15 protein-coding genes and 3 pseudogenes are annotated in these 23,635 nt (G+C 68.0%); 7 read left to right on the top strand and 11 right to left on the bottom strand.

Translation table 11 applies throughout. The annotated features are described in order from the left end of the window. Positions 1-83 precede the first annotated feature (83 nt). The 3 genes and pseudogenes from A5767_RS04710 to A5767_RS04715 all read right to left on the bottom strand — a co-directional run bounded on the left by A5767_RS04710 (position 84) and on the right by A5767_RS04715 (position 3,848). Positions 84-1,397, bottom strand: a complete 1,314-nt coding sequence (locus A5767_RS04710) for a lipase family protein (RefSeq protein ID WP_024102492.1) — start codon at positions 1,395-1,397, stop codon at positions 84-86. 297 nt (positions 1,398-1,694) lie between these two features. Continuing rightward, a pseudogene (locus A5767_RS24115) lies at positions 1,695-1,853 on the bottom strand (helix-turn-helix domain-containing protein); the annotation flags it as partial. Positions 1,854-2,759: 906 nt separating this feature from the next. Beyond that, positions 2,760-3,848: an esterase/lipase family protein gene (locus A5767_RS04715; protein ID WP_231913120.1), complete on the bottom strand. Its 1,089-nt coding sequence runs from the start codon at positions 3,846-3,848 to the stop codon at positions 2,760-2,762. 327 nt (positions 3,849-4,175) lie between these two features. On the opposite strand from A5767_RS04715, the gene A5767_RS04720 reads away from it, so the two are divergent. Both A5767_RS04720 and A5767_RS22450 read left to right on the top strand, forming a co-directional pair. Continuing rightward, a complete protein-coding gene (locus tag A5767_RS04720; protein WP_064851796.1) occupies positions 4,176-5,414 on the top strand; it encodes a PucR family transcriptional regulator in 1,239 nt (412 codons plus the stop codon). A 68-nt stretch (positions 5,415-5,482) separates the two neighbouring features. Continuing rightward, positions 5,483-6,289: pseudogene (locus A5767_RS22450) on the top strand (IS5 family transposase). A gap of 222 nt (positions 6,290-6,511) precedes the next feature. Here the strand turns inward: A5767_RS22450 and A5767_RS04735 are convergent. Then, positions 6,512-7,717: an IS4 family transposase gene (locus tag A5767_RS04735; protein WP_064851798.1), complete on the bottom strand. Its 1,206-nt coding sequence runs from the start codon at positions 7,715-7,717 to the stop codon at positions 6,512-6,514. Between the two features lie 190 nt (positions 7,718-7,907). Next, positions 7,908-9,304: pseudogene (locus A5767_RS04740) on the bottom strand (IS1380 family transposase). A 166-nt stretch (positions 9,305-9,470) separates the two neighbouring features. On the opposite strand from A5767_RS04740, the gene pepN reads away from it, so the two are divergent. From pepN to A5767_RS04755, 3 genes are all read left to right on the top strand, one after another. Further along, the gene (gene pepN, locus A5767_RS04745; protein ID WP_064851834.1) at positions 9,471-11,963 is read left to right on the top strand and encodes an aminopeptidase N; all 2,493 of its coding nucleotides are present in this window, start codon (positions 9,471-9,473) and stop codon (positions 11,961-11,963) included. After that, on the top strand, positions 11,960-13,090 hold the full coding sequence (locus A5767_RS04750; protein WP_064851799.1) for a tyrosine-type recombinase/integrase: 1,131 nt from the start codon (positions 11,960-11,962) through the stop codon (positions 13,088-13,090). The genes pepN and A5767_RS04750 overlap by 4 nt, the downstream gene beginning before the upstream one ends. 128 nt (positions 13,091-13,218) lie before the next feature. Then, complete coding sequence (locus A5767_RS04755; RefSeq protein WP_064851800.1) at positions 13,219-13,920, top strand: DNA alkylation repair protein; 702 nt, start codon at positions 13,219-13,221, stop codon at positions 13,918-13,920. A gap of 1 nt (position 13,921) precedes the next feature. Here A5767_RS04755 and A5767_RS23280 read toward each other — a convergent pair whose 3' ends face one another. Continuing rightward, positions 13,922-14,515, bottom strand: coding sequence for a hypothetical protein (locus A5767_RS23280; RefSeq protein WP_197483201.1), 594 nt, complete (start codon positions 14,513-14,515; stop codon positions 13,922-13,924). A gap of 273 nt (positions 14,516-14,788) precedes the next feature. Here A5767_RS23280 and A5767_RS04765 point away from each other — a divergent pair, with 273 nt between their 5' ends. Continuing rightward, positions 14,789-17,155, top strand: a complete 2,367-nt coding sequence (locus A5767_RS04765; protein ID WP_064851802.1) for a phosphoketolase family protein — start codon at positions 14,789-14,791, stop codon at positions 17,153-17,155. A gap of 3 nt (positions 17,156-17,158) precedes the next feature. Here the strand turns inward: A5767_RS04765 and A5767_RS04770 are convergent, their stop codons facing one another. From A5767_RS04770 to A5767_RS04785, 4 genes are all read right to left on the bottom strand, one after another. Then, positions 17,159-17,923 carry an HAD family hydrolase gene (locus A5767_RS04770; RefSeq protein ID WP_064851803.1) on the bottom strand — a complete coding sequence of 255 codons (765 nt, stop codon included), beginning with the start codon at positions 17,921-17,923 and terminating at the stop codon, positions 17,159-17,161. A gap of 16 nt (positions 17,924-17,939) precedes the next feature. Then, positions 17,940-20,357, bottom strand: coding sequence for a glycoside hydrolase family 65 protein (locus tag A5767_RS04775; RefSeq protein ID WP_197483202.1), 2,418 nt, complete (start codon positions 20,355-20,357; stop codon positions 17,940-17,942). Between the two features lie 65 nt (positions 20,358-20,422). Further along, positions 20,423-21,274 (bottom strand): trehalose-phosphatase, encoded by an 852-nt coding sequence (gene otsB / locus A5767_RS04780; protein ID WP_230810854.1) that lies wholly within the window; start codon positions 21,272-21,274, stop codon positions 20,423-20,425. Between the two features lie 72 nt (positions 21,275-21,346). Next, the gene (locus tag A5767_RS04785; RefSeq protein WP_006552155.1) at positions 21,347-22,414 is read right to left on the bottom strand and encodes a helix-turn-helix domain-containing protein; all 1,068 of its coding nucleotides are present in this window, start codon (positions 22,412-22,414) and stop codon (positions 21,347-21,349) included. A 120-nt stretch (positions 22,415-22,534) separates the two neighbouring features. On the opposite strand from A5767_RS04785, the gene A5767_RS04790 reads away from it, so the two are divergent. Next, complete coding sequence (locus tag A5767_RS04790; protein WP_006552156.1) at positions 22,535-22,996, top strand: 6,7-dimethyl-8-ribityllumazine synthase; 462 nt, start codon at positions 22,535-22,537, stop codon at positions 22,994-22,996. Positions 22,997-23,021: 25 nt separating this feature from the next. Here A5767_RS04790 and A5767_RS04795 read toward each other — a convergent pair whose 3' ends face one another. Then, on the bottom strand, positions 23,022-23,621 hold the full coding sequence (locus A5767_RS04795; RefSeq protein ID WP_006552157.1) for an SDR family NAD(P)-dependent oxidoreductase: 600 nt from the start codon (positions 23,619-23,621) through the stop codon (positions 23,022-23,024). Between the last annotated feature and the right edge of the window lie 14 nt (positions 23,622-23,635).

The raw sequence follows: 23,635 nt of genomic DNA on the forward strand, positions 1-23,635 counted from the left end.
GAATACGAGACCATCATGACCACACCAGCCACTCAGGCTGCGTGACCGAACCTGTCACCTGATCGTGCAGCAGTCCCGCCTTCCTACTTGTGACGTTGGGAGATAGTCCTGCTGCACAGCATCCGGACGAACACTGCGGCGAATCGTAGGTGGGCCGCGACATCGCATCCGCGCCAGGTGAGCGACCACACCGTCGTGGTGGTGCTGGGCGGCAGAGGGTTACCCCCGAATCGATCGGCCAGCCAAGCCATCGTCATCGGGGTGCCGAGGTAGAGCAGGGCGAGGTGCGTACTCAGACGATCGCGGACGTAGCGCACGTGTGCGCCGGCGCGCCGGTATCGCTCGACGTGGCGGTCCACGTCCTGGACGGCGATCAGTTCGTCGTTGACACCTTGAATGACCAGGACCGGCATCGAGGGCGCGTGCAGCCCGGGACGGATGTCGTCGAGGATGGCGCGCATCTCGGGCAGGTTCAGCAGGTCGGCGAAGCTGGACTCGCTGTAGCGGTCCAGGTTTTTGCCCGCAAATCGTGACAACAGTGCCAATGTGGTGCGTGAGGCGGCGTCGGCGAGGAGGGTATGGAATTCGGGTTTGGCGTGCTTGGCCAGTAGTTGCTCGAGTTCTGGGTAGGCGCGCTGCAATGCCGCGACGCAGACCGTGGAGAACCCGGACAGCAGTGAGCCGTTGAGCCGGACGAAGGTGGCCCCGGGATCACCGACGGGCGAGCCCGCGACCGCGCCGACGATATTGAGGTCGGGAGCATAGTGTGCGGCGACTTCTGCCGCCCACGCGGTCGCCAGCCCTCCGCCGGAATAGCCCCACAGGCCGACCTCGGTGGTGGGTGTCAAGCCCAGTGGTTCGAAGGCCAGTGCCGCGCGGGCGGCGTCGAGGGCGCGATAGCCGGGTTCGCGCGCGACCCCGAAATGCCCGCCCATGCCTCCGTGATCGGGGATCGAGACCGCCCAGCCTCGGGCCAGGGCTTCGGCGATGACCGGTAGTTCCAGTTGCGGAATCGCGCCGAGCGCTCGCGCGCCCCGGCGTAGGGCGTAGGAGGGGAAGCAGTTCGACCCGACACCGTCGATCGCGCATTGAAACGACACCAGCGGGCGGGCTATGGCCTCGGCGTCGGCCGGTAGCAGCACCGTGGTGACGGCGACTTCGGGGGTCCCGTGCAGATCGCTGGTGCGGTAGAGCAGTTGCCAGGCAGGGAACCGCTGAGCGATGACACCGAACAAGGCGATCTCGGTGACGCGTGTGCGCAGGATCGCGCCCGGCGGTCGGGCCGCAAGATCGGGGGGTGGGCAGTAGAACTCGTCGTTTTCCGGGCGGGTCGCTCGGGCGGCGGGATGGTCGGTGAGCGTCGGGGGCGCAGCATCGGAAACGCTGGGCGAGCTCATCCTGGTGGTCCTTTCGCGCGCCCATATGTCGGGGTACCGATACAGCAAAGGGGATAGTCGGCCGATCGACCGTATGCACACCCCAAACCTAGCAAGAACTGGTGGTGAGAAAAAATTGTCTTTCAACATAATTCGATCGTTTCGTTTGCACCCGCGGGGCAGGCTCGACGTCGGCATTGGCCGGGCACTGGGGGCCTCAACTCCGGAGGGCAGTGTTATCGCTGCTCGCAGCGCGTTGTGGTTCGAACACTGCGCCATCGAGGACTGGGGTGGAGAGTTGCGTGCGATCAGGGCCGCACGCAAGCGCCACACCCCGGTCGCACGAGTGCAGTTCAGCCCGGTCAGCGTGCCGATCCGGCGTAGCCGGTAGTCCACGGTGTTCGCGTGGACGCACATGGCCCGCGCGCTGAGTCGACGATTGAGATCGGTGCTGATGTGTACACGCAGAGTCTGCAAGAGTTCCGGGTGCTCGGGCTCGGGTCCAGCAGGGCGGCCAGGCTGTCACGGGTCGGGCCCGGCCGGGTGAGCTGGTATTCCAGGGCCAGATCCTCGAACGGGTAGAGCCCGGGGCTGCCATAAACCCAGCGAGCCACATCGAGCAGGTCGTGCGAGGTCTCCGCGACGGCGGGTATCGCCGCGGGGGTCGGCCCGGACCACCGACGCGGTCAGTGGCACCCGAGTCAGGAACGTGCACAGCCCCTCCTCGGCGTCCGCGATCGTGCCCGGGACCAAGATTGTGCCACCGAACTCGCTGAGCAAGGCCGGCACTTGATAACCGCACTGTCTCGCGGGCAACTCCTGCAAACGCGCCCATCGCCCGGGCACCGCGCGCGTCGGTGGCCGCGACCGCCAGGACGGTATTGCACTGTGTGAGGGGCACACCGTGTTCCAGCGATACCCGGTCAGGATGGCGGCCACCGAACAGAGCACGCGCCACTTCCCGCTGCTGTGCGGGGCCGGTGCTTGGCGCAACTTCCAGATACGCTCTGGCCATGGTCGCGTTCACCGCGTTCTGTGCCCCTATCAGCCGATCGATCTGATTGCGCCGCAGCGGCGGTGATTGGCGATCGTCGAGGTGGGTGTCCAGGTGGAGTCGGAAGCCTTCGCGCACGAGCCGGTGCACGGTCTCGATTGGCACCCCGACTCCGGCCCACCGCGCTGCGGCGCGGTGGATGCGTTCCATCCTGGCGCTCGGGGCCATCGCCTCGCCGGCCACCAGGTCCAGGCATCCGGCCACGACGGCGTTGATCTCCTCGCGGAGCGGATCCCCCGGCCCGCTGTGACGGCGGATCCGCTCGAGCAGTTGCCGCACGATGTTCTCGGTCTGTGCGGCCGCGCACAAACCCGCGGTCACGCTGGTGGTCATAGTTTGCCGCCACCGCCGATCAGCCACGGGTTGAAGGTGCACACCGGCGCTGTCGCGGCGGCCGGGTCCAGGGCGTTCAGAGCGATGCTCGCCGAGCGCGGCGAGTACATCATGGTGAGGTGGTCGGACAGGTCCTGTTCACACCCTTCTTGCAAGGTGATGTTCTGCACGGTGGCTCCGGTGCCGGCGCGCAGGAATGCCCAGTCGTAGGGGTTGGTGACCTCGTCCCAGCGCGAGGCCACCGCGGTGTAGTCCACCCCGGGCACGGTGTCGCCGCCCGCATTGAGGGTGGCGTAGAACGGCGAGCCGACGGCCTGCTGGATATTCGACATGCCCGCGATAGGTTCGACGAACCCGAGGATGTTGACCCCGAGGTTGTTGATGGTCCGGCCAAGGGTGGCGATGCCCATCAGCGTGGTGCCGTGGTGGGTGGCGCCGAAGGTGACGAGTTTGGAGACCCTTTCGGCGCCGCCGTTGAATTTCAGGTAGTGGTTGGCCACGGTGCCGCCTTGGGAGTGCCCGACGATGTCGACCTTGTCCACCCCGGTCGCGGTGCGTACACGGTCGACGAATTCGGCGACCTGTAGTGAGGACTCCTCCATCGGCCCGACACCGTAGCGGCCGGGCAGCATCGCCCCGACTCCACCGCCCTGCACGAGACCGGACTTGCCGAAGTTCAGCGCGTAGACGCAGTAACCGGCCCTGGCCAGTTGCGGGGACAGGAAAGAGAAGGTGTCGAAGGCGTTGAGCCAGGTGCCGTGCAGCAGCACTACCGGTCGCGGATGCTCAGGACTGGGTTTGCAGTCCCACTTGTTGGCCCCGGCCGGGGCGACATCGGGGTTGAGCAGCCCGTGGGCGAAGGCCGCCAGCGGCGCGCTCAGCTCCGGGCCCTGCCCGACGGGGGCCGCAGCGGTGCTGCTGCCCCACCCCGAGCCGCTACCGGAGCCACTGCTCGATCCGCTGCCCGAATCGACAATCGCCTTGGGTTGGCGGCCGTCGGGGGCCGGGGCAAGACCCTCGGAGAGGGTGTCGGCGAAGGCCGCCAGCTCGGCTTCTGCCGAGGGCGCCGTATCGGCGGTTCCCACTCCGGGACTCTGCGCCAGCGCTACGCACGAAATGATCGCGGCGCAGACCGTCCAGCGCAAGTGTCGCCTCGTTGCAAGCATTTATGTGTACTTCCCATCTACTCCTCGCAGCGCCACACCAGGTCATGTGGCTCGGCGCATAGCGCGGCTGTTGCGTGATCAAAGCCGCTGCGCTTTGGCGGTACAGTGAGTTTGTACCGGGTGGCCGATGCCGTCACTGCACGCACGAACGAACTACTGCAAGCGGTTCTTGTCGATGGAGACAAACCATCTCGCTGATCGTTCGCCGGGGTGTCCCTTTTCGATGTCGCGGGCCACAATCGCTGCATGTCCTCCGCTCCACCGCCGTTCGCCACCGACACCCTGCTGCTCACTCGTCTGCTGCCCCGATGGCCGCAGATAGCTGAACGGATACTCGCCGATGGACTGGGGGCCACACCACCAGCGGCAGATCTACCCGACGGACATTTCCGCCCCGAGGTACTGCCCTCCATCTACGCCTGCGGACGAGCGGTCCTGCAAGCCATCAGCGAGGGCCGCGCCCTGACCCGCGCCGAAGTCGCCGACTTCGTGGCCCCGGTCGCCGAACGTCACGCCGAGGACCGGTTCCCCTTGGCGAGCCTGATCGAAGCCATCCACAACTCGGCCCAGTCGGTGCTCGCCGAGGCCGCCACCCTCGCCGCACCCGAGGAGATCGACCAACTGGTGGCGATCGGATCCGGGCTGCTCGACCTGCTCAAGAACATCACCATCATCGTGACCGAGACTTACACCGAGGTCGGCCAGTCCATCCACAACGCCGACCGAGAAGCCCGCCGCGAACTGTGCTCGGCCCTGCTACGCGGGCGACCCGTCGAAGCGCTCGCCGCCCGCGCCGACACCCCGCTGACCGACTCCTACACCGTGCTGGCCATCCACGCCCGACCCGAAGACCCGAGCACCGCGACCGCAGACCTGCTGGCACGGCGACGGATCCGAATTCTGCACCACACCCTGGACACACTCAGCAACGGCACCGCGCTGGTCTCCTTCGACGGCTCCACCGGAGTCGCGCTGATCCCGGTGCACACCGACCCCGGGCATGGGCTGCGCACCGACTCCCTGAGCTCAATACTCACCGAGAAGCTCAGTGCGGTAATCTATCTCGCCGAATCGGTCGCGGTGCCGCGCACGCAGCTACCCGACGCCGCGGCTGAGGTCACCGAACTCGCCACCCTCGCACGCACCCTGGGCCGACCCCCCGGCGCGTATTGCCTCGATGACCTGCTGCTCGAGTACCAGCTCACCCGGCCCGGTGCGGCCCGCGACCGGCTCGCGGCCCGTATCGTGCCGCTGCTGGGGGCACCGCATCTGCTCGAAGCACTCGAAGCGCACCTGCGTTTCGGAGCCGACCGCAAAAGCGCCTCCGCACATCTGCACGTCCATCCCAATACCCTCAGCTACCGGCTGCGCAGGGTCGGCGACCTCACCGGAATCGACCCCGGCGAACCAAGCAACTCCCGCCTACTCGCTGCCGCCCTCACCATTAATCGCCTCTACACACCCACTGGGCCACCAGCGGCCTAGCCGCAATACCGTTCAGTTAGAGCATGTCTCTTATGGACTAGATCGTTTGTGCGGCATAATGCACCGTCGTGGTCGATGCGTTGTCTTCCCGGCTGGTACCAGATGCGTTGTGGGAGATCGTCGAACCGTTGCTGCCTGGCTTCCGGGCGCGGCCGCAGGGCGGCGGCCGGGCGGCACTCGATGATCGGGCGGTGTTCACCGCTATCGTCTACGTGCTTACCAGCGGCTGTGCCTGGCGGCACCTGCCACCGTCATTCGGAGTCAGTGTTCCGACCGCGCATAGACGGTTCACGACCTGGGCCAAGGCTGGGGTGTTCGACGAGCTGCACCGCCGGGTCCTCGATCGGCTCGGCGCCGGCGGGGACTTGGGCTGGTCCGCCGCGATCCTGGAGGCAGCGCACGTCCGGGCGAAAAGGGGGCTCTCTGACCGGTCCCAGCCCGGTCGATCGAGGTAGGAACGGCTCGAAGATCCACATCCTCTCCGACGCCGATGGCATTCCCCTAGTCACGGCGGTGACCTCGGCGAACACCCATGACAGTGTCATGTTGCAGCCGATGGTTGCTGCGATTCCGGCGGTGCGTTCGCGTCGTGGTCCGTGTCGTCGCCGGCCCGGCCGGGTGCGGGCGGACAAGGGTTACGACTATCCCGTACACCGCCGGAGGCTGCGGGCACGGGGCATCGTCCCATGCATCGCCCGCCGCGGCGTCGACAGCAGCGAGCGCCTCGGCCGTTACCGTGGAAGATCGAACGCACCCTGGCGTGGCTGAGCGGCTATCGCCGGCTGACGATGCGCTACGAACGTCACGGTGAGAACCTCGCTTCCCTTCTCCAACTCGCTGCCGCGTTGACCTCCTTCAAGACACTGACCAAATGAGACATGCTCTTAGCCTCAATACCGTTAAGTTAGTGACTCACTATGGTGCATATCGGTGACTGGGTGGGTTGTGGATGGTGTTGGTGGTGCGCGCGTTTCGCGGCCCATTTGAGGACCTTGCGTTTGACGACGCGGGGGTTGGCGCGGTGTCGGCGTACCGGGTTGATACGGCGCAGGAGTTTGGTGATGCCCTGATCCCACAGTCGGGTGGCGGCCTGGTGGTTATGAGGGGGAAAAAGAGCTGTGGGACAGGGATCGTCGGGTTATCCGCAGGGCCGCGACGAAGGACATCCGGTCCGGGTCGTGACCGCCGGCGGTCGCGGCGTCGCGCATCAGGGTGCGGATGGCGTAGTGGCAGCACAGGTGCCCCCAGATTTCCTGCAGGACCAGTGGTGGGGATTTCGACCGCAGGACCGCTCGTGGTCCGCGTTGGTGGGTTTTCAGTTCGTCGAAGGTGTTCTCGATTTCCCAGCGTTGGGCGTAGGCGAGGGCGAGTTCTTCCGCGGTGGCGTCGGAGGGGTCGAGGATCGTGGTCAGCAGCCGGTACTGCTCGGGGTTCTCCCGGCCGTCGTCGAGGGTGTAGTCGATGACGCGCACCGTCAGCGGTGTTCGCTGCTGCCGATTCTTTCCGGAGGTGGGGATGATCTGTGCCAGCCAGGATCCGTCGTCGAGGGTCTCGACATGGCGGGGCGAGAGCGTCGATTTGACCCTCCACAGCAGGTCGGCGCCGGTAGCGGCGGCGCGGGTCCACATGTCGAATCCGTAGATTCCCCGGTCGGCGAGCAGCAGCATCCCCGGTGCGAGGGTGTCCATCAGATCGTGCGACAGCTCCCGCTCGGAGGTGCGACACGATCCGATCGCGGCGTCGAATACCGCGTGGGTGCCGCATTCGGCGAGGGCCACCAGCCGCGCCTGCGGGAACGCGGACTGCTCGCCCCGGCTCGATGCCGGCCGCCCGAAATGCTCGGCGTTGGCCGGGGTATCGGGAAGGTCGAGGCAGGTCCCGTCGAGGGCCACCAACCGGCGCCCCGCCAGCCAGGATCCGGGTGTCTCCGCGTCGGCGAGCGGTCGCGCGACACGGCGGAACAGCTCCCGCACCGGTTCGTATCCCAGACGGGACCGGGCCTGGAAGATCGCCGATTTGGTCGGCGGCGACCAGGACTGCGACCATCCCGACGACCACGACAAACCGTCGGTGAGCTGCTCGAAGACCTCCTCGTAGGAGCCTTGCGAATTCAATGCCATCCCGATCGAGAAGTACGCCGTCACGCGAGCGGTCAACGACCGACTGCGCTGCTCCCTGCGACCGCATTCCGCGATCACCTCATCGACCAAGGACGCGGGAAACGCCCTGGTCAACAACCCCACCGACACCACATCCGACAACCGCCGATCCGAGACCGGCTTCACCCATCCACTCCGAGGCACACCTCATCGTAACGCAAACCCCCCTAACTGAACGGTATTGCTCTTAGCCTGAATCCACCGACTCGCTGGTGAAGCGGGCACGCGGCTGACCGGCGTGCATGACAGCGACTGCGGGCATGCGGTACCCACTGGTCTACCCAGCTTTTCCACTGCGACCGAGGTCAGCCGACAGCGTCGGAGATGGACGGGTTCAGGCAGCCACCAAAGGCGTATATCCGATCGTGTTGTGCCACACTGCAACCATCGCGATGCGTACGGCCAGTAACTGGGCAAATGCAGGACCGGTCGGCGTTGCGGCCGAGCCAGACGAGCTGGGACAGCGTCGCTCCGCCGCCGCAGCGTCGCTCCGCGGGCACGGCCGTACCGCCCACCTGCGAGGATGCCGGTGGCGCGCAGTAGGTTGTGGGCGATCGCAGCACAGAGCACCCACGCGGAATTCGTCCCGAACGACCCGGACGGGATGTGGGCGAGTGGACCGTCGATCAAGTCAGCGAACACTGTTTCGATGATCGCGTGTTTGCGGTGGACGAGGTCTGCCTCCACCGTCGGCAGGACCGAGTTGGTGAAGAACGGGTGATGCCGCCACACCGGCTCCGGAGCGTCGAGGTAGCGGGCGTCTTTGACGCGGCGCACCACCAGTCGGGCGGTGGTCCGGTCCTTCGTGAAGGCGAACGCGGTGTACGGAATTTCGGCGACCTCAGCGTCGGAGATCCATGCTCCGGTGCCCGGGTCACGGACCGCATTCGGGTACTGCACCGGCGTCCATGCGTTCTCATCGATCGTGGCGATCGCCTTCGTGATCGCCGAATTCTTCGTCATCACCAGTGAAAACTCGGCGCCGGCGCGTAGGCAGGCACGGACGACTTTGCGGGTGCCGTATGCCGAGTCGCCGCGTACCAGGATCTGTGCTGCTGCGCCGACGGAGCGGGCGGTGGCGATCGCTCCGGCGATCATGTGCCCGGCACCCTTGCCGGATCCGGTCTTGCCGGAGCGCAGCCGCATCCCGGCGATCACCGGGGCACAGTCGTCGGTGCTCAGTACCGCGGCCAGTGGGGACAGACCTTTGCGGAGTAGTTGCTTGCCGGCGATCTTGGTGTGCCCGTAGTTCGCGCCCTGTATGGCGTGTCAGTAGACCGGACGGAGCAGCGAATCGATGTCGAGATAGATCTGGCGCGCACGTCCGGGCAGCAGTTCGACCCTGTTCGCCAGTGCGGCCAGATGTGCGCGCAGCATCGATTCGAGTTGGCGGGCGTGTCCGAAGGTGAACTGGCGCAGCAATGCTCCGATGGTCGATGGTGCGTATACCCGGTCGAACAAGGTGGTCATGCCACCGGAGCGCAGCACGTCGACGTCGTCGATACTGTCCGCGCCGGCGCACATTCCGGCGATCAGGGTGGTCAGTTTCGGAGCGGGGTTCGCTGCCCCGGATTTGACTTTCGAGGTGGTGATCGTGATCTTCTCGGTCAGCAGGTCGGACAGGCCTGTCAGCTGCGCCAAGGTCATCACCGGTATCAGGCCGCCGTACGACACGATGTTGTCGTCGTCGAACAGTGCGGACTCGGCGTTGAACGTGTGGGACACTTGCACTGGAAGTGCCTTTCTTTGAACTGGACTGGTTTGTGCATGAAGAACATCAATCATCCCAGTTCAGGGGGCGTTTTCTTTATTTCGACACGCCGCTACCCGCCGGGGGCATCGGTGGATTCAAGCTAATACCGCCGGGTCCGGGCGCGTGATGGCAGGATCGGGACTCGTGAGCTCCGCGAATCTGACCCGTGCCGAAACCGCCGCGCGCGCCCGCGCACTCGACGTGCACTCCTACCGCGTCGAACTCGACCTGCGGGGTGCCGTCGACGCCCGACGCACCGGATTCCCCACGGTCACGACGCTCGAATTCACCGCCTCCACCGACGAGGCCTGGCTCGATTTCATCGGCGACTCCGTCGAGTCGGTGACGATCAACGGTGAGCTCGTGCCCGTCGTCTACGACGGCGCGCGGATCACCATCGGTGGTCTGAAGGAGATCAACGTCGTCACCGTCGTCGCGACCGGCCGGTACAGCCGGTCGGGGGAGGGGCTGCACCGCTTCGTCGACCCCGTCGACAGCGAAACCTATCTCTACACCCAGTACGAACCGGCCGACGCCCGTCGCGTGTTCGCATGCTTCGAACAGCCGGATCTCAAGGCGCCGTTCACCTTCGTGGTCACCGCCCCGCGCCGCTGGCAGGTGCTCTCGAACGAGGCCGCCGAGCGCACGGTGCAGCGCGACGACACCCAGACCGTGACGTTCGCGCCGACCCAGCCGATCTCCACCTACATCACCGCGATCGTCGCCGGCCCGTACCACCGGGTCGACGCGTCGTGGAGCCGCGACGAGCTGACGGTGCCGCTGGGAGTGCTGTGCCGCGCGTCGCTCGCCGAGCATCTCGACGCCGACGAGATCGTCGAGGTCACCCGGCAGGGCATGGACTTCTACGCCGAGCACTTCGACTATCCGTATCCGTTCGGCAAGTACGACCAGGTGTTCGTGCCCGAATACAACCTCGGTGCGATGGAGAACCCCGGCTGCGTCACCTTCACCGAGGCGTACGTTTTCCGCGGTGCCGCCACCGCCGCCCAGCATCAGGGTCGCGCGAACACGATCCTCCACGAGATGGCCCACATGTGGTTCGGCGATCTGGTGACCATGAAGTGGTGGGACGACCTGTGGCTGAAGGAGTCGTTCGCCGATTTCATGGGCGCCTTCACCAGCGCCGAGGCCACCAAGTTCACCGACGCGTGGGTGGCCTTCGCGAACCGCCGCAAGGCCTGGGCGTATCTGCAGGACCAGCTGCCCACGACGCATCCGATCGTCGCCGACATCGTCGACCTCGAGGCCGCGAAGCTGAACTTCGACGGCATCACCTACGCCAAGGGCGCGAGCGTGCTCAAGCAGCTCGTGGCCTATGTCGGCCGCGACGCCTTCTTCGAAGGTGCCCGCCGGTACTTCCGCAAGCACGCCTTCGGCAACACCGCCCTCGACGATCTGCTCGTCGAACTGTCGAGCACCTCCGGCCGCGACCTGACGTCGTGGGCGCAGGCGTGGCTGCAGACCACCGGCGTATCAACCCTGCATCTCGAGGAGTCCGGGACCGGGTACGAGATCGTGCAGGGCGATCCGCGCCCGCATCGCCTCGCCGTCGGCTGCTACGACTCCGACGACTCCGGCGACCTCGTCCGCACCCACCGCGTCGAGGTCGACCTCGCCGACGAACGCACCCCCGTCGACCTGCCCGAGGCGGCGCTGGTGCTGCTCAACGACGACGACCTCACCTACGCCAAGGTTCGCCTCGACACGCGGTCGCTCGACACGGTCGAGTCCTCCCTGGACCGCGTCCGCGAACCGCTCGCGCGCGGACTGCTGTGGTCGGCGCTGTGGAACGCGACCCGCGACGGGGAACTCGCCGTCGACCGCTATCTGTCGATGGCCGCCGGGTTCGCCCCGTACGAGGCGGACATCGCGCTGCTCACCGCGGTGCTTGCCAACGCGGCCCAGGCCGTCGAACACTATGTGCCGGACTCGGCGCGCACCGATGCGCGGCGTCGCTGGCTCGACGCGGTCTGGGACGGAATGCACGGTGTCGCACCCGGCAGCGACGCCCAGCTGGCATTCGCCCGCGCGCTCGGTGTCGCGGCGAGCGTGGACGACCGGCACGCCGCCGACCTGCGAGCGATCCTGTGCGGCAACCTCGCACCGCCGGAGGGCCTGCGCCTCGACCCCGACCTGCGATGGAGCTGGTGGGCAGCGCTGACCACGACCGGCGACGCCGACGAGGCCGACCTCGACGAGGAACTGCGCAACGACGACACCGCCTCGGGACGCACCGCGCACCTGCGCGCGCTCGCTTCTCGCCCGCGCGCCGAGGTCAAGGCGCACGCGTGGGCGACGATCCTCGCCGACCACACCCTCACCAACGACCACCTCGACGCGACCATCGCCGGGTTCCGCGCCGGGGAGCGCCGCGACCTGATCTCCGCCTACGACACCGATTACTTCGCGGTGCTCTGTGAGACGTGGACGAGCCGCAGCATCGAGATCGCCCGCCGCATCGTCGTCGGATTGTTTCCCGCGGCCGACAGCCTCGAACCCGTCGACACCTGGCTCGAGGCCCACACCGATGCCCCGGCCGCGCTGCGGCGCCTGGTCATTGAACAGCGCGATCATCTCGCCCGCGACCTGCGTGTCCAGAGGATCAACACGCCGTGACCAGCCCGGATCTGCCCCGTCCCGAGGGGCCCGCGGTCCCGGACACGGTCGCCACCGCGATGCGGCGGCTGCGGGAGAAGGCGACTTCGGAGAACACCCGCGCCGCCCAGATCGGCGACTGGACGATCTTCACCCGCTGGTGCGAACGCACCGGGCACAGTCCGATGCCGGCCACCGCCGAGCAACTGAGCTGGTTCCTCACCGAGAAGGCCGCCGAAGTGCGCCCCGATGGACGCTGGGCGTACGCGCCGTCGACGCTGTCGCGCTGGGTGTCGACCATCAACAAGATGCACGCCCTGGCGGGCCTACCGAAACCCGGTGGGCACGAATCGGTCCGGGACCTGCTGCGAGGCATCCGACGCGATCGGGCCACCCCGCCGGCGCGCCGGACCCCGCTGCTCACCGACGACATCCGCACCATCCTCACCGCGATGCGCGTCGAGGCGGCCGACGGCGGGTGGGCCGAACGCGTCGCCGAACGTCGCGACGCGGCGCTGCTGCTCATGGGATTGGCCGGGGCGCTGCGCCGCTCGGAGCTCACCGGTCTCGTCGTCTCCGACGTCGTCCCGCACAGAGCCGACGGACTCTACGTGACAGTCCGCCGGTCCAAGACCGACCGCAGTGCGCGCGGCCGCACGGTCACCCTGCCGTACGGGTCCGCTCCGCACACCTGTCCGGTGTGCGCCTATCGACGCTGGCGGGAGGTGCTCGACGCCTGGGACGAGTCCGGACGCGAGGCCGTCGTCGACATGCTCGGTACCACCATCGCCGACCCGGCCGAGCACTGCTGCCGTGGTCTGGCGGCCGGGCGCCCGCAGGACGGCGACCGGCCCCTGTTCCGGCCGGTGCACCACAGCGGCGCGGTGGGGACGACCGCGCTGTCGGGGCAGTCCGTGCACTCGATGATCCAGCGCCGCGCCCGCCGCGCCGGATTCAGCGACGACCTCGTCGCCACCCTGGGCGGGCACAGCCTGCGGGCCGGGTTCGTCACCCAGGCGGTGCGCGGCGGCGCGACCACACAGACGATCATGACGCAGACCGGGCACGCGGACGAACGGATGGTCGCGCTGTACAGCCGCCACCACGCCGGTCTCGTCGGCAACGCGGTCACCCAACTCGGCCTGTGAACGGATCCGGGTGGATCCGATCCCACTCAGCGACGCCGAACCCACCCGAATCGACGATGGAACCAGCCCAGGCCGTTGCCCGACGCTCGTAGGCTGAGGCGCGACCGACATACGGACAGGAGATCGCGGTGGCACAGACGAAAACGGACGCTCCGACCATCGACGAGTTGCTCACCGAACTCGCTGCACTCGACGACCCGAAGATCCGCGCGGTGAACGAGAAACACGGCGACGACCACGGCGTGAACCTCAGCGCCCTGCGCGCCGTCGCCAAGCGGGTGAAGACGCAGCACGAGCTCGCGCAGCAACTCTGGGCCACCGGCGACACCGCCGCCCGGCTGCTCGCGTTGCTGATCTGCCGCCCGAAGGCGTTCACCGCCGACGAACTCGACACGATGGTCCGTGAGACCGGCACCCCGAAGGTGCACGACTGGTTCGTGAACTACGTCGTGAAGAAGAACCCGCACGCGGAGGAGCTGCGCGGGCGATGGATGACCGATCCAGATCCGATCGTCGCGAGCGCAGGCTGGGCACTCACCGCCGAGCGTGTCGTCAAGAACGCCGACGGCCTCGACCTGTCCGGCCTGCTCGACATCATCGACGCTCAGATGCGCGACGCCCCCGAACGATTGCAGTGGGCGATGAACACGTGCCTGGCGCAGGTCGGCATCGAACACCCCGACCACCGGGCCCGCGCGCTCGACATCGGCGAACGCCTCGAGGTGCTGAAGGACTATCCGACGTCACCGGGTTGCACGTCACCGTACGCGCCGGCCTGGATCGGCGAGATGGTGCAACGGAAGAACGAGGCGAAGGCCACCCAGCCGTAGCTCACGCCACGTCGAGTGTGCGGATCTGCTGCCGGATCTCGTGCCACCCGGTGGTCCTTCCCGTCAGCAGCCACACCCGGGCGTCGATGTCGTCGCTCACAGGTCCGCGCACCTCACGGATCTCGGTGAAATACGGTTCGAGGTCGAACGGGTCGGCACCGGTGAACAGCACATCGGTGCTCGACTCGTCGGGAAGAGGGAAATAGCCGTACGCGCGGTTGGGCTGTGCGCCGACAGATCCTCGTACGCGCCCGCGGTGCTCGCGGCGATCCGTTCCCCGACGTCGCTGTTGGACATCGGCACCGAGACGGACGGCACGAGCGCGGCGAGCGCCACGCCGATCACCACCCAGCTCGCGGGCGATCAGCGCGACGACCACGACCGCAGCCACCGTCGCCACGATCGCCGGTATCCGCAGCACGAGGACCGACCCGGGCACGACCACCTCGGCGACCCATGCGATCAGCGGCGCGACCGGCGGCTGGTCGGCCGACCCCCAGTCGAGGTGATTGCGGCCCACGGCCAGCATGTACATCTCGTCGAACCAGTATCCGCGGCCACCGGTCACCGCCGTGACCAGGTGTGCGAACGCCACGAGCGCCCGATCACCCCCACCGCGCGGCCTGCGAACGGGATGGATCACCCGCCGCTGCGGTGCTTCGTAATCGACTGTGCGTTCCTGTGCGGTCCTGGCCCAGGGCATTCGCATTCGACTTCCGGTGTCGGATCGTTCCGGTCGGTACCGGGAGTGGGTACCTCCCCGATTGGGTACCGTTCCGAGCGAGGGTACGCGGCAGGCCGGGCCCCGCATGCGCATTCGCGGGAAAGCCCTGGCCGGCGCCGGATATCAGCGACGACGAGGAGAACGATGCAGCTCCCCACCACCGACACCGACTTCGGCACCCTCGACGCGTGGTGGCGGGCCGCGAACTATCTGTCCGTCGGCCAGATCTACCTCATGGACAATCCGCTGCTGCGCGAACCGCTGCGGCCCGAACACATCAAACCGCGGCTGCTCGGACACTGGGGCACCACACCGGGATTGAACTTCGTCTACGCGCACCTCAACCGCGCCATCACCACCCGCGACCTGGACATGATGTACGTCATGGGTCCCGGTCACGGCGGACCCGGACCGGTGGCCGCGGCGTGGCTCGAAGGCACCTACAGCGAGGTCTACCCGGATATCTCCCGCGACGAGGACGGCATGCGGCGCCTGTTCCGCCAGTTCTCGTTCCCCGGCGGCATTCCCAGCCACGTCGCCCCCGAGACCCCCGGATCGATCCACGAGGGCGGTGAACTCGGCTACTCTCTCTCGCATGCTTACGGCGCCGCCTTCGACAATCCCGATCTGATCGTCGCCGCGGTCGTCGGCGACGGCGAAGCCGAAACGGGGCCGCTGGCCGCGAGCTGGCATTCGACGAAATTCGTCGACCCGCGCCGCGACGGCGCGGTACTGCCGATCCTGCACCTCAACGGTTTCAAGATCGCCAACCCGACGGTGCTCGCGCGCATCGGCGAGGACGAACTGATGTCGCTTCTGCGTGGCTACGGGCACGAACCGATCGTCGTCGCCGGCGACCATCCCGCCGACATGCATCGGCGCTTCGCCGCCGCCCTCGACGCGGCGCTCGACCGCATCTCCGAGATCCAGCAGACCGCCCGCAGCTCGGGAAACGCGACCCGCCCGGCGTGGCCGATGATCGTGCTCCGGTCCCCGAAGGGCTGGACCGGCCCGGTGGAGGTCGACGACGCCCCGGTCGAGGGCACGTGGCGCGCCCACCAGGTGCCGATCGGTGATCCGCGCAGGAACGACGAGCACCGCCGCCTCCTCGAGGAGTGGCTGCGCAGCTACCGGCCGAAGGAGTTGTTCGACGACGACGGCGTTCCCGTCGCGGCCCTGCGCGACCTCGCGCCCCGTGGCACCCGGCGGATGAGCGCCAACCCGCACGCCAACGGGGGAGCGGTTCTGCGGGATCTGATCCTGCCCGACTTCCGCGACTACGCCGTCGACGTTCCCGAACCGGCCACCGCCACCGGCGAGGCCACCCGCATCCTCGGCACCTTCCTGCGCGACGTCATGCGGCGCAACGCCACGAACTTCCGGATGTTCGCGCCCGACGAGAACAACTCCAACCGCCTCGACGCGGTCCTCGACGCCACCGACCGCACCTGGAACGCGCGCATCGAGCCGGGTGACGACCGGGTCGCCCCCGACGGCCGCGTCATGGAGATCCTGTCCGAACACACCTGCCAGGGTTGGCTCGAGGGGTATCTGCTCACCGGCCGGCACGGATTGTTCTCCAGCTACGAGGCTTTCGCGCACCTGGTCGACTCGATGGTGAACCAGCACGCCAAATGGCTGCTCACCACGAACCGGATCCGCTGGCGCCGCCCCATCCCGTCGCTGAACTACCTGCTCACCTCCCACGTGTGGCGGCAGGACCACAACGGCTTCTCGCACCAGGATCCCGGATTCATCGACCACGTCGTCAACAAGAAACCCGAGGTCGTGCGCGTATACCTGCCGCCGGACGCCAACACCCTGCTTTCGGTGGCCGATCATTGCTTGCGCACCCGCCAGTACATCAACGTGATCGTCGCCGGGAAGCAACCGGCCGTACAGTTCCTCGATATCGACGACGCGATGACCCACTGCCGCAAGGGCATCGGGATCTGGCAGTGGGCCTCGACCGACCGCGACGTCGAACCGGATGTGGTGCTCGCCTGCGCCGGCGACATCCCCACGATGGAAACCCTCGCAGCCGTCGACATCCTGCACCGCCGCTTCCCCGACCTGCGGATCCGGGTGGTCAACGTCGTCGACCTCATGCGGCTGCAGGACGACCGGGCGCACCCGCACGGGCTGCCGGGCGCGCACTTCGACGCGCTGTTCACCACCGACAAGCCGGTGGTCTTCGCCTACCACGGCTATCCGTGGCTGATCCACCGTCTCGTCTACCGGCGCACCAACCACGAGAACTTCCACGTCCACGGCTACATCGAGGAGGGCACGACCACCACACCGTTCGACATGTGCGTGCTCAACCGCATCGACCGCTACCACCTCGCGCTCGACGTCCTCGACCGCGTCGAGCGGATCCGGCCGATCGCCGGGCACGCCCGCGAGGAACTCGAGAACATCCTCGCCGAACACACCCGCTACGTGCGTACCCACGGCGAGGACATGCCGGTGATCACCGACTGGCACTGGCAGGGCGTCGGAATTGACTGAGCGTCAAACCGATCCGCGGCGGGCCAGTCGCCCGGCGGTGAAGGCGTCGACGTCGACCTCGTCGAGGGAGGTCACCACCAGATCGGCGCCCGCGTCCTCGAGGTCGGCGGCGTCGTCGAAACGGGCGACACCGAGCGCCCACATGCCGCCGGCCTTCGCCGCCCGGATCCCGCTGATCGCGTCCTCGACGACCACGCACGCCTGGGCGGGCACCTCGAGTTCGTCGGCGGCGGTGAGGAACAGTTCCGGGTACGGTTTGCCGTGGGCGACCGGGCGGCCGGACAGATCCGCGTCGAACCGGTCGAGCAGCGTCTCGCCAGGACGGTCGTGGGCGGGGACCGCCCGCAGGAACAGCCCGGCATTCTTCGACGAGGACGCCGCGGCCACCGCGATCCCCGCCGCCTGCACGGCCGCGACGAAGCGCACCCCGTCGTCGTAGGCGCGGAACCGGCGCTCGTCGATCAACCGCAGCAACCGGGCCTGCTTGCGCTGGGCGTAGTCCACCGCGCGGCGCTCGGCGTCGGGCACCGCGAAGTATTCGAGCGCGGCGCGGGCGCCGTCCATCCGCGGCCGACCCGACAGCACCTGCCGGTACACCGCCGCGGTGAACGCGTCGTCGGTCCAGGAGGTCTCGGGTTGCAGGTCGCGCCAGTCGCCGGTCATCAACTCCGCCAGCGCTTCCCGCCACGCCGTCTCGTGCGGTGAATCGACGAGCACCCCGTCGACGTCGAAGATCACCGCACGGAACCGCGACTGCGTCTCGGGCACGATGTCCTCCTCGCGGTCAGGCGGGGACGGCGGCGAGCCGGAACTCGTGCGACTCGCCGGCGCCGAGCTCGACGAGTTCGCCGTCCACCGCGACCTGCACCGGCACCCGGAAGCCCTCGGTCTCGGCGCGCACCGACAGCTTGTCGCCGTCGATCCGCACCCGCAGGGGAGTGCCGCGGTACCGCATGGAGAACGACACCCCGTCGAGGTGCGAGACGAGCTTGGGCCGGAAGACGAGCACGTCGCCGTACGCGCGGGCACCGACGTAGTAGCGCTGCACCAGATCGAGGGTGCCGCCCATGACCCCCATGTGGATGCCTTCCTTGGTGGTGCCGCCCTGCAGGTCGCTGACATCGCTCTCGAGCGCGAGCTTGAACCGCAGCCACGACGACTGCGGATCGAAGGTCGCGAGCACACCGGCGAACGTCACGTGACTGAGCGTCGAGCCGTGCGAGGTGCGCTGGTCGTAGTAGTCGACGGTGCGGCGCACGAGGTCGCGATCGTAGGGATAACCGAGCTGCTCGAACACCTGGCGCAACTCGGCATCGTCGAACAGGAAGAACAGCATCACCGTGTCGGCCTGCTTGGCCACCTTGTAGGCATCCGGGTCGCGGCCCTCGGCGCGCAGGATGCGGTCCATCCGACCGATGTTGCCGTACTCCGTGCGGTAGTGCTCCCAGTCGAGTTCCTCGAGATCCTCGTAGCCCTCGAACTGGCTGATCACCCCGTCGTGGTAGGGCACGAACATTCTCCGGCTCATCTCCGACCAGGTCCGCAGTTCCTCGTCCGTGACCCGCAACCGGGCCCGCAGGGCCGTGCGCCGGCTCTTCGACAACACCTCGAAGACGTCCAGGGCGCGCGCCGCGATCCACGCGACCATCACGTTGGTGTACGCGTTGTTGCGCAGACCGCCCTCGGTGGCTCCCGGATACCGCTCGTGGAACTCGTCCGGGCCCATCACCCCATGGATCTCGTAGCGGTCCCGGTCGGGGTTGTAGTGCGCGATCGACGCCCAGAACCGCGCGATCTCGAGCATCATCTCGGCGCCGTAGTCGGCCAGGAAGTCGACGTCGTCGGTGGCCTGGTAGTAGTGCCACACGTTGTAGAAGATCGCGGCGCTGACGTGACGCTGGTTCCGGCTCAAGTCCGGATCCCATTGCCCCGACATCGGATTGAGATGCACCGTCTGGGTCTCCTCCGTGCCGTCGCTGCCGCTCTGCCAGGGGAACATCGCGCCGCGGTAACCGGCCTCGCTCGCCGCGGCCTGCGCCTCGCCCAACCGGCGGTAACGGTAGAGGATCAGTCCCTTGGTGATCTCGGGGACCCGCATGTTCAGGAAGGGATAGACGAACATCTCGTCCCAGAACACGTGCCCGCGATAAGCCTCGCCGTTGAGTCCGCGCGCCGGCACTCCCGCGTCGAGACGCGCGGTGTGCCGTGAGCAGACCTGCAGCACGTGCGAGACGTGCAGACGCAACAGCAACTGCGCGCGCGGCTCCCGCGGCAGCCGGATGTCGCAGATGTCCCACAACTCGTCCCAGGCCGCGACGTGCTCGTCGTACGCCTCGGCGAAATCCGGATAGCGCAACACGTGCCGGCCCGCCGACGCGAGGGGCTCGGTGATCGCGTCGTCGCGGGAGGTGAACATCGCCACCATCTTCTCGATGCGCACCGTCGAGCCCTCGGCGATGTCGAAGGAGAGGACCTGCTGGATGTAGTCCTCCATCTGGTACAGATCGCGGTCGACGAGCATCGCCCCGCACGAGCCCTCCCGGAACACCCGGGTGCGGGCGGCCTGGGCGATGTAGGTGTCGGACTGGCGGATCTGCACCTTCAGCGCGATCGTCTCGGGGCCGTAGGTGCGCGGCGAGACCGGATCGAGGTGCCGTGCCTCGAGATCGCGGTAGCGGGCCACGGCGCGGTTGGAGACCCGGCCGTCGAGGGCGGTGACGATCTCGACCCGCCCCGACCAGTTCTCCGGGGTCAGCGACCATTCGAGCGCCCCCTGGTTCGGATGCTCCATGCTCACGAACCGCCTGCTGCACAGCGACGTCTCGCGGCCGTGCCGATCCCGGAACCGCAGTTCGCGGACCACGGTGGCGGTGCGGATGTCGTAGACGTGCCGGTAGTCGAGGATCTCCACCTGTGCCAGGCGGATCGCCTCGCCGCCGTCGATGCGCAGCTTCAGCACGAGCCAGTTCGGGAGGTTGACCAGATCCTCGTTCAGGACCGGGCTGCCACCCATGATGGTGGTCTCGCGGTTGTAGCAACGATGCGCGTAGGTCCCCGGATAATGGACCTCGCCCATGTCTTCCCACTCGGCGGTGCCGCGTGAACAGAAGTAGCCGTTGCCCGTCGAGGTCAGGGCTTCGCGCAGGGGTTCGTCGTCTGGATCGAAACCGTCGTAGTCGAGGGTGAACTCCGGGTCGTACACGCGAACCTCCTGGCGGGTCGTACTCGACACGAACTGTCCGGCGGTGCTGTCACCCGGCGGCGCTGTCATCTGCCCAGGGCCGACAGGAAACGTTCGACGTCGTCGACCGACGCGAGGACGAACTCGGCGTCGGTGCGGCGTCCGGCCATCTCCGGGTCGTCGGGGCTGCCGACGAGGATCCCGATGCCGCGACCCCGCAACGCCCGGAAGGCGTCCTCGTCGGTGATGTCGTCGCCGAGATAGAGCGGCACGACGTCGTCGGAGGCGAGACCGAGGACCTCGATCAGGTGCAGAACCGCCTTGCCTTTGTTCCAGTCCACGGCCGGTTTGAGTTCGTAGACCATCTTTCCCGGCACCACGGCGAGCCGGTCGGGGTTCTCCTGCAACAGCGTCTCGACGATCGCACCCACCCGGTCGTGCACCTCGGGGGAGGCCTGCCGGTAGTGCACGGCAACCGACGCGCGCTTCGGTTCGATGCCGACACCGTCGAGACCGTCCAGGCGGGTGCGCAGGGTCTCGGTGGTCTCGGTGATCAGATCGGTGAAGTCGGTGAGGACGTCGTGGGCGATCTGCCCGTGGGTGGGGCTCCAGATGTCGAAACCGTGGCTGCCGGCGACGACGAGATCGTCGACCCCCATGAGCTGCTGGACGACGTCGCGGTCGCGGCCGGTGACGATGCACACCGACACGCGGTCGGCGAGTTCACGGACGGTGCGGCGCATGGCATCCGACCACACCGCGTCCTCGGGACGGGCGACGATCGGGGTGAGCACACCGTCGTAGTCGAGGAAGACCGCGGGCCGGCGGCCCGCGAGACGATCGGACAGAGCGGCGCCGTCGAGTGCCGACGGTAGGTCCTCCACGGTGCGCGGCGCGGTCATCTGATCGGTACTCCTGTCGTCGCGGCGACCCGTCATGGTTCGCACCGTACACAAAGATCGAAAGGCTCGGCCGTGGATCCGGGGAGGGGGATCGGCCGGATGCAGCGGTCAGCGGACCGGGCGTCGCCAGTGCTCGTCCGCGGTGAGCCGGGAGCGGACGTGTTCGGCGGCATCGTCGTTGCGGAACGGGCCGGCCAGCAGGTCGGCGTAGACGTGTGAGACGGCGGCATGGCGCAGTCCGCCGCGACGGTCCATCCGTTCGAAGATCACCGGCGACCAGGGGATCGCCACCACGACGTCGCCGCCGTGCTCGACCGGGCGCAGGCCGAGACTGTCGGCGAAGTCGTCGGGGTCGTCGGCGTAGACCTCGAGCAGCGTCGGGGCCGCGTAGTCGGTGGCGCCGACGCCGGTGAGCGCGTAGGGGATGTCGATGCGTTCGGCCAGTCGCGCGCGGGTCGCGGTGACGCCCTCGGGGGCGGTGAACCGGCGGACCGCGCACACCTTCCGCTCGGCGGCCCAGGCCCGCAGCATCGGTTCCCAGCGCACCTCGACGATCGGGCCGCGCGGGACCCGGCGCACGAGCTCACGTTCGACGAGCACCTCGACGACGCGGTAGGTCGCGCCGGTAGACGCGCCGGACAGCTTGATCAGTTCCGGGACGGAGATCTCCCCGACGTGATCGGCGAGTGCGCGCACCACGCGGTCGGACGGTTCGCCGGTGAGCACCCCGGACGGGCGGCCCGGGCCGCGCCACGGGTCGGCGTCGGCGCCGCGGTCGCGGACCCACACCGCCGGGCGGTCGGCGACGAGCGAGAGGTTGCCGGTCGCGTCGGCGTAGGAGATGCCGTGCCGGTCGAGCTGGCGGCGCACCGGATCGGACAGATAGTGGGCGCACACGAAGCCGCGGTCGGAGTCGGACAGGTCGGCGGCGATGCGCGCGACGTCGCCGGAGAGCACACCTCGGGAGGCGACCACGGAGAAGGACACGGTGTCGCCGTCGGGGGCGGAGACGAGCATCCGGGTGGGTGCCTCGGGGGAGCGGGGGCGGTCGCTCGACAGCGACCAGCCGAGCGGCAGGCACGCCTCGAGTCGGGCGGTGGCGCGACGGTAGATGTCGATGTACCGCTCGGGGCGGGGACCGATGGTGTTCTCGGGGGCGGGAGCCGACTGTGTCACATCCACCACCGTAGTCACTCTGTGCATGACGGAAAAGAGAAATAATCGAAATCCCATAGGGCGGAACAGCCCCTCTCCCGCACCGCAAACTATGACGCGGCATGCGCTAGTTTCGTGACCATGACCGACATCACCGGGCGCATCGCGTTCGTTCAGGCGACCTGGCACCGCACCATCGTCGACCAGGCACGTACAGGCTTCACCGAGGAGATCACCCGCCTCGGCGTCTCGCAGGACGCCCTGGACTTCTTCGAGGTCCCCGGCGCCTTCGAGATCCCGCTGCACGCCAAGCGACTGGCGAAGACCGGGCGCTACGACGCGATCGTCGCGGCCGGGCTGGTCGTCGACGGCGGCATCTACCGGCACGACTTCGTCGCCACCGCGGTGATCGACGGCCTGATGCGCGTCCAGCTCGACACCGATGTGCCGGTCTTCTCCGTCGTGCTCACCCCGCACAACTTCCACGAGCACGACGAGCACGTCGAGTACTTCACGCGGCACTTCGTCAAGAAGGGCGCCGAGGCGGCTCGCGCCGTCGACGCCACGGTGCGCTCGCTGCGCGCGCTGCCGACCGGAGACTGAGCCCCGGTCGGCAGCGCGCGTCGGATCAGCGTGCGCTGCCGGAGGGATTCTTCGCCGCCGAGTCCTCGCCGGCCGCTGCCTGGTTCGGAGCCTCGGTGCGCCGACGGTAGGCCGCCCGCGCGGTCTCGTCGGTGTTCAGTGCCAGCGACTGCAGACCGAATGCCGCGGTGATGCGGTGACGGGTCGCTTCCGGCACCGCCTTCCGCGCTCCGAGGATCGCGCCCGCCGTGCGGGGCACGTACCGCAGGCCGGGACGAGCCGTCGCGATCACCTGCACGATCGCGGCGGCGACCTCGTCCGGGCCGATCACGGCGTGCTCGGTCGCGGAGTACACCGTGAGGCCGGGGGCGCCTTCGATGCCCACGACGGAGCCGAGATTGACGATGTGTCCGTAGCCCTGTTCGGTGAACCGCGCCGCGGCCGGCTTCGAACCGAGGATCACACCGCGGACGTTGATGTCGATCTGCCGGTCGGTGACCGAGTCGGTCTCCTCGAGGAACGCGCCGGTGGGCATGATACCGGCGTTGTTGACGAGCACGTCGATCCCGCCGAACTCCATGTGGGCCAGGCTGAGGAATTCGTCGAAGGACCCTCGGTCGGTGACGTCCAGAGGCCACCGGAACACCGTGGTGCCGAAGC

The sequence above is a fragment of the Rhodococcus sp. 852002-51564_SCH6189132-a genome, assembly GCF_001665495.1.
GTDB lineage: Bacteria > Actinomycetota > Actinomycetes > Mycobacteriales > Mycobacteriaceae > Rhodococcus > Rhodococcus pyridinivorans.

What these genes read in the sequence shown, in the direction of transcription:
- A5767_RS04790 (WP_006552156.1), top strand. Translation starts at nt 22,535, where the DNA reads ATGACCGACATCACCGGGCGCATCGCGTTCGTTCAGGCGACCTGGCAC.
- A5767_RS04765 (WP_064851802.1), top strand. Translation starts at nt 14,789, where the DNA reads ATGCAGCTCCCCACCACCGACACCGACTTCGGCACCCTCGACGCGTGG.
- A5767_RS04710 (WP_024102492.1), bottom strand. Translation starts at nt 1,397, where the DNA reads ATGAGCTCGCCCAGCGTTTCCGATGCTGCGCCCCCGACGCTCACCGAC.
- otsB (WP_230810854.1), bottom strand. Translation starts at nt 21,274, where the DNA reads ATGACGGGTCGCCGCGACGACAGGAGTACCGATCAGATGACCGCGCCG.
- A5767_RS04720 (WP_064851796.1), top strand. Translation starts at nt 4,176, where the DNA reads ATGTCCTCCGCTCCACCGCCGTTCGCCACCGACACCCTGCTGCTCACT.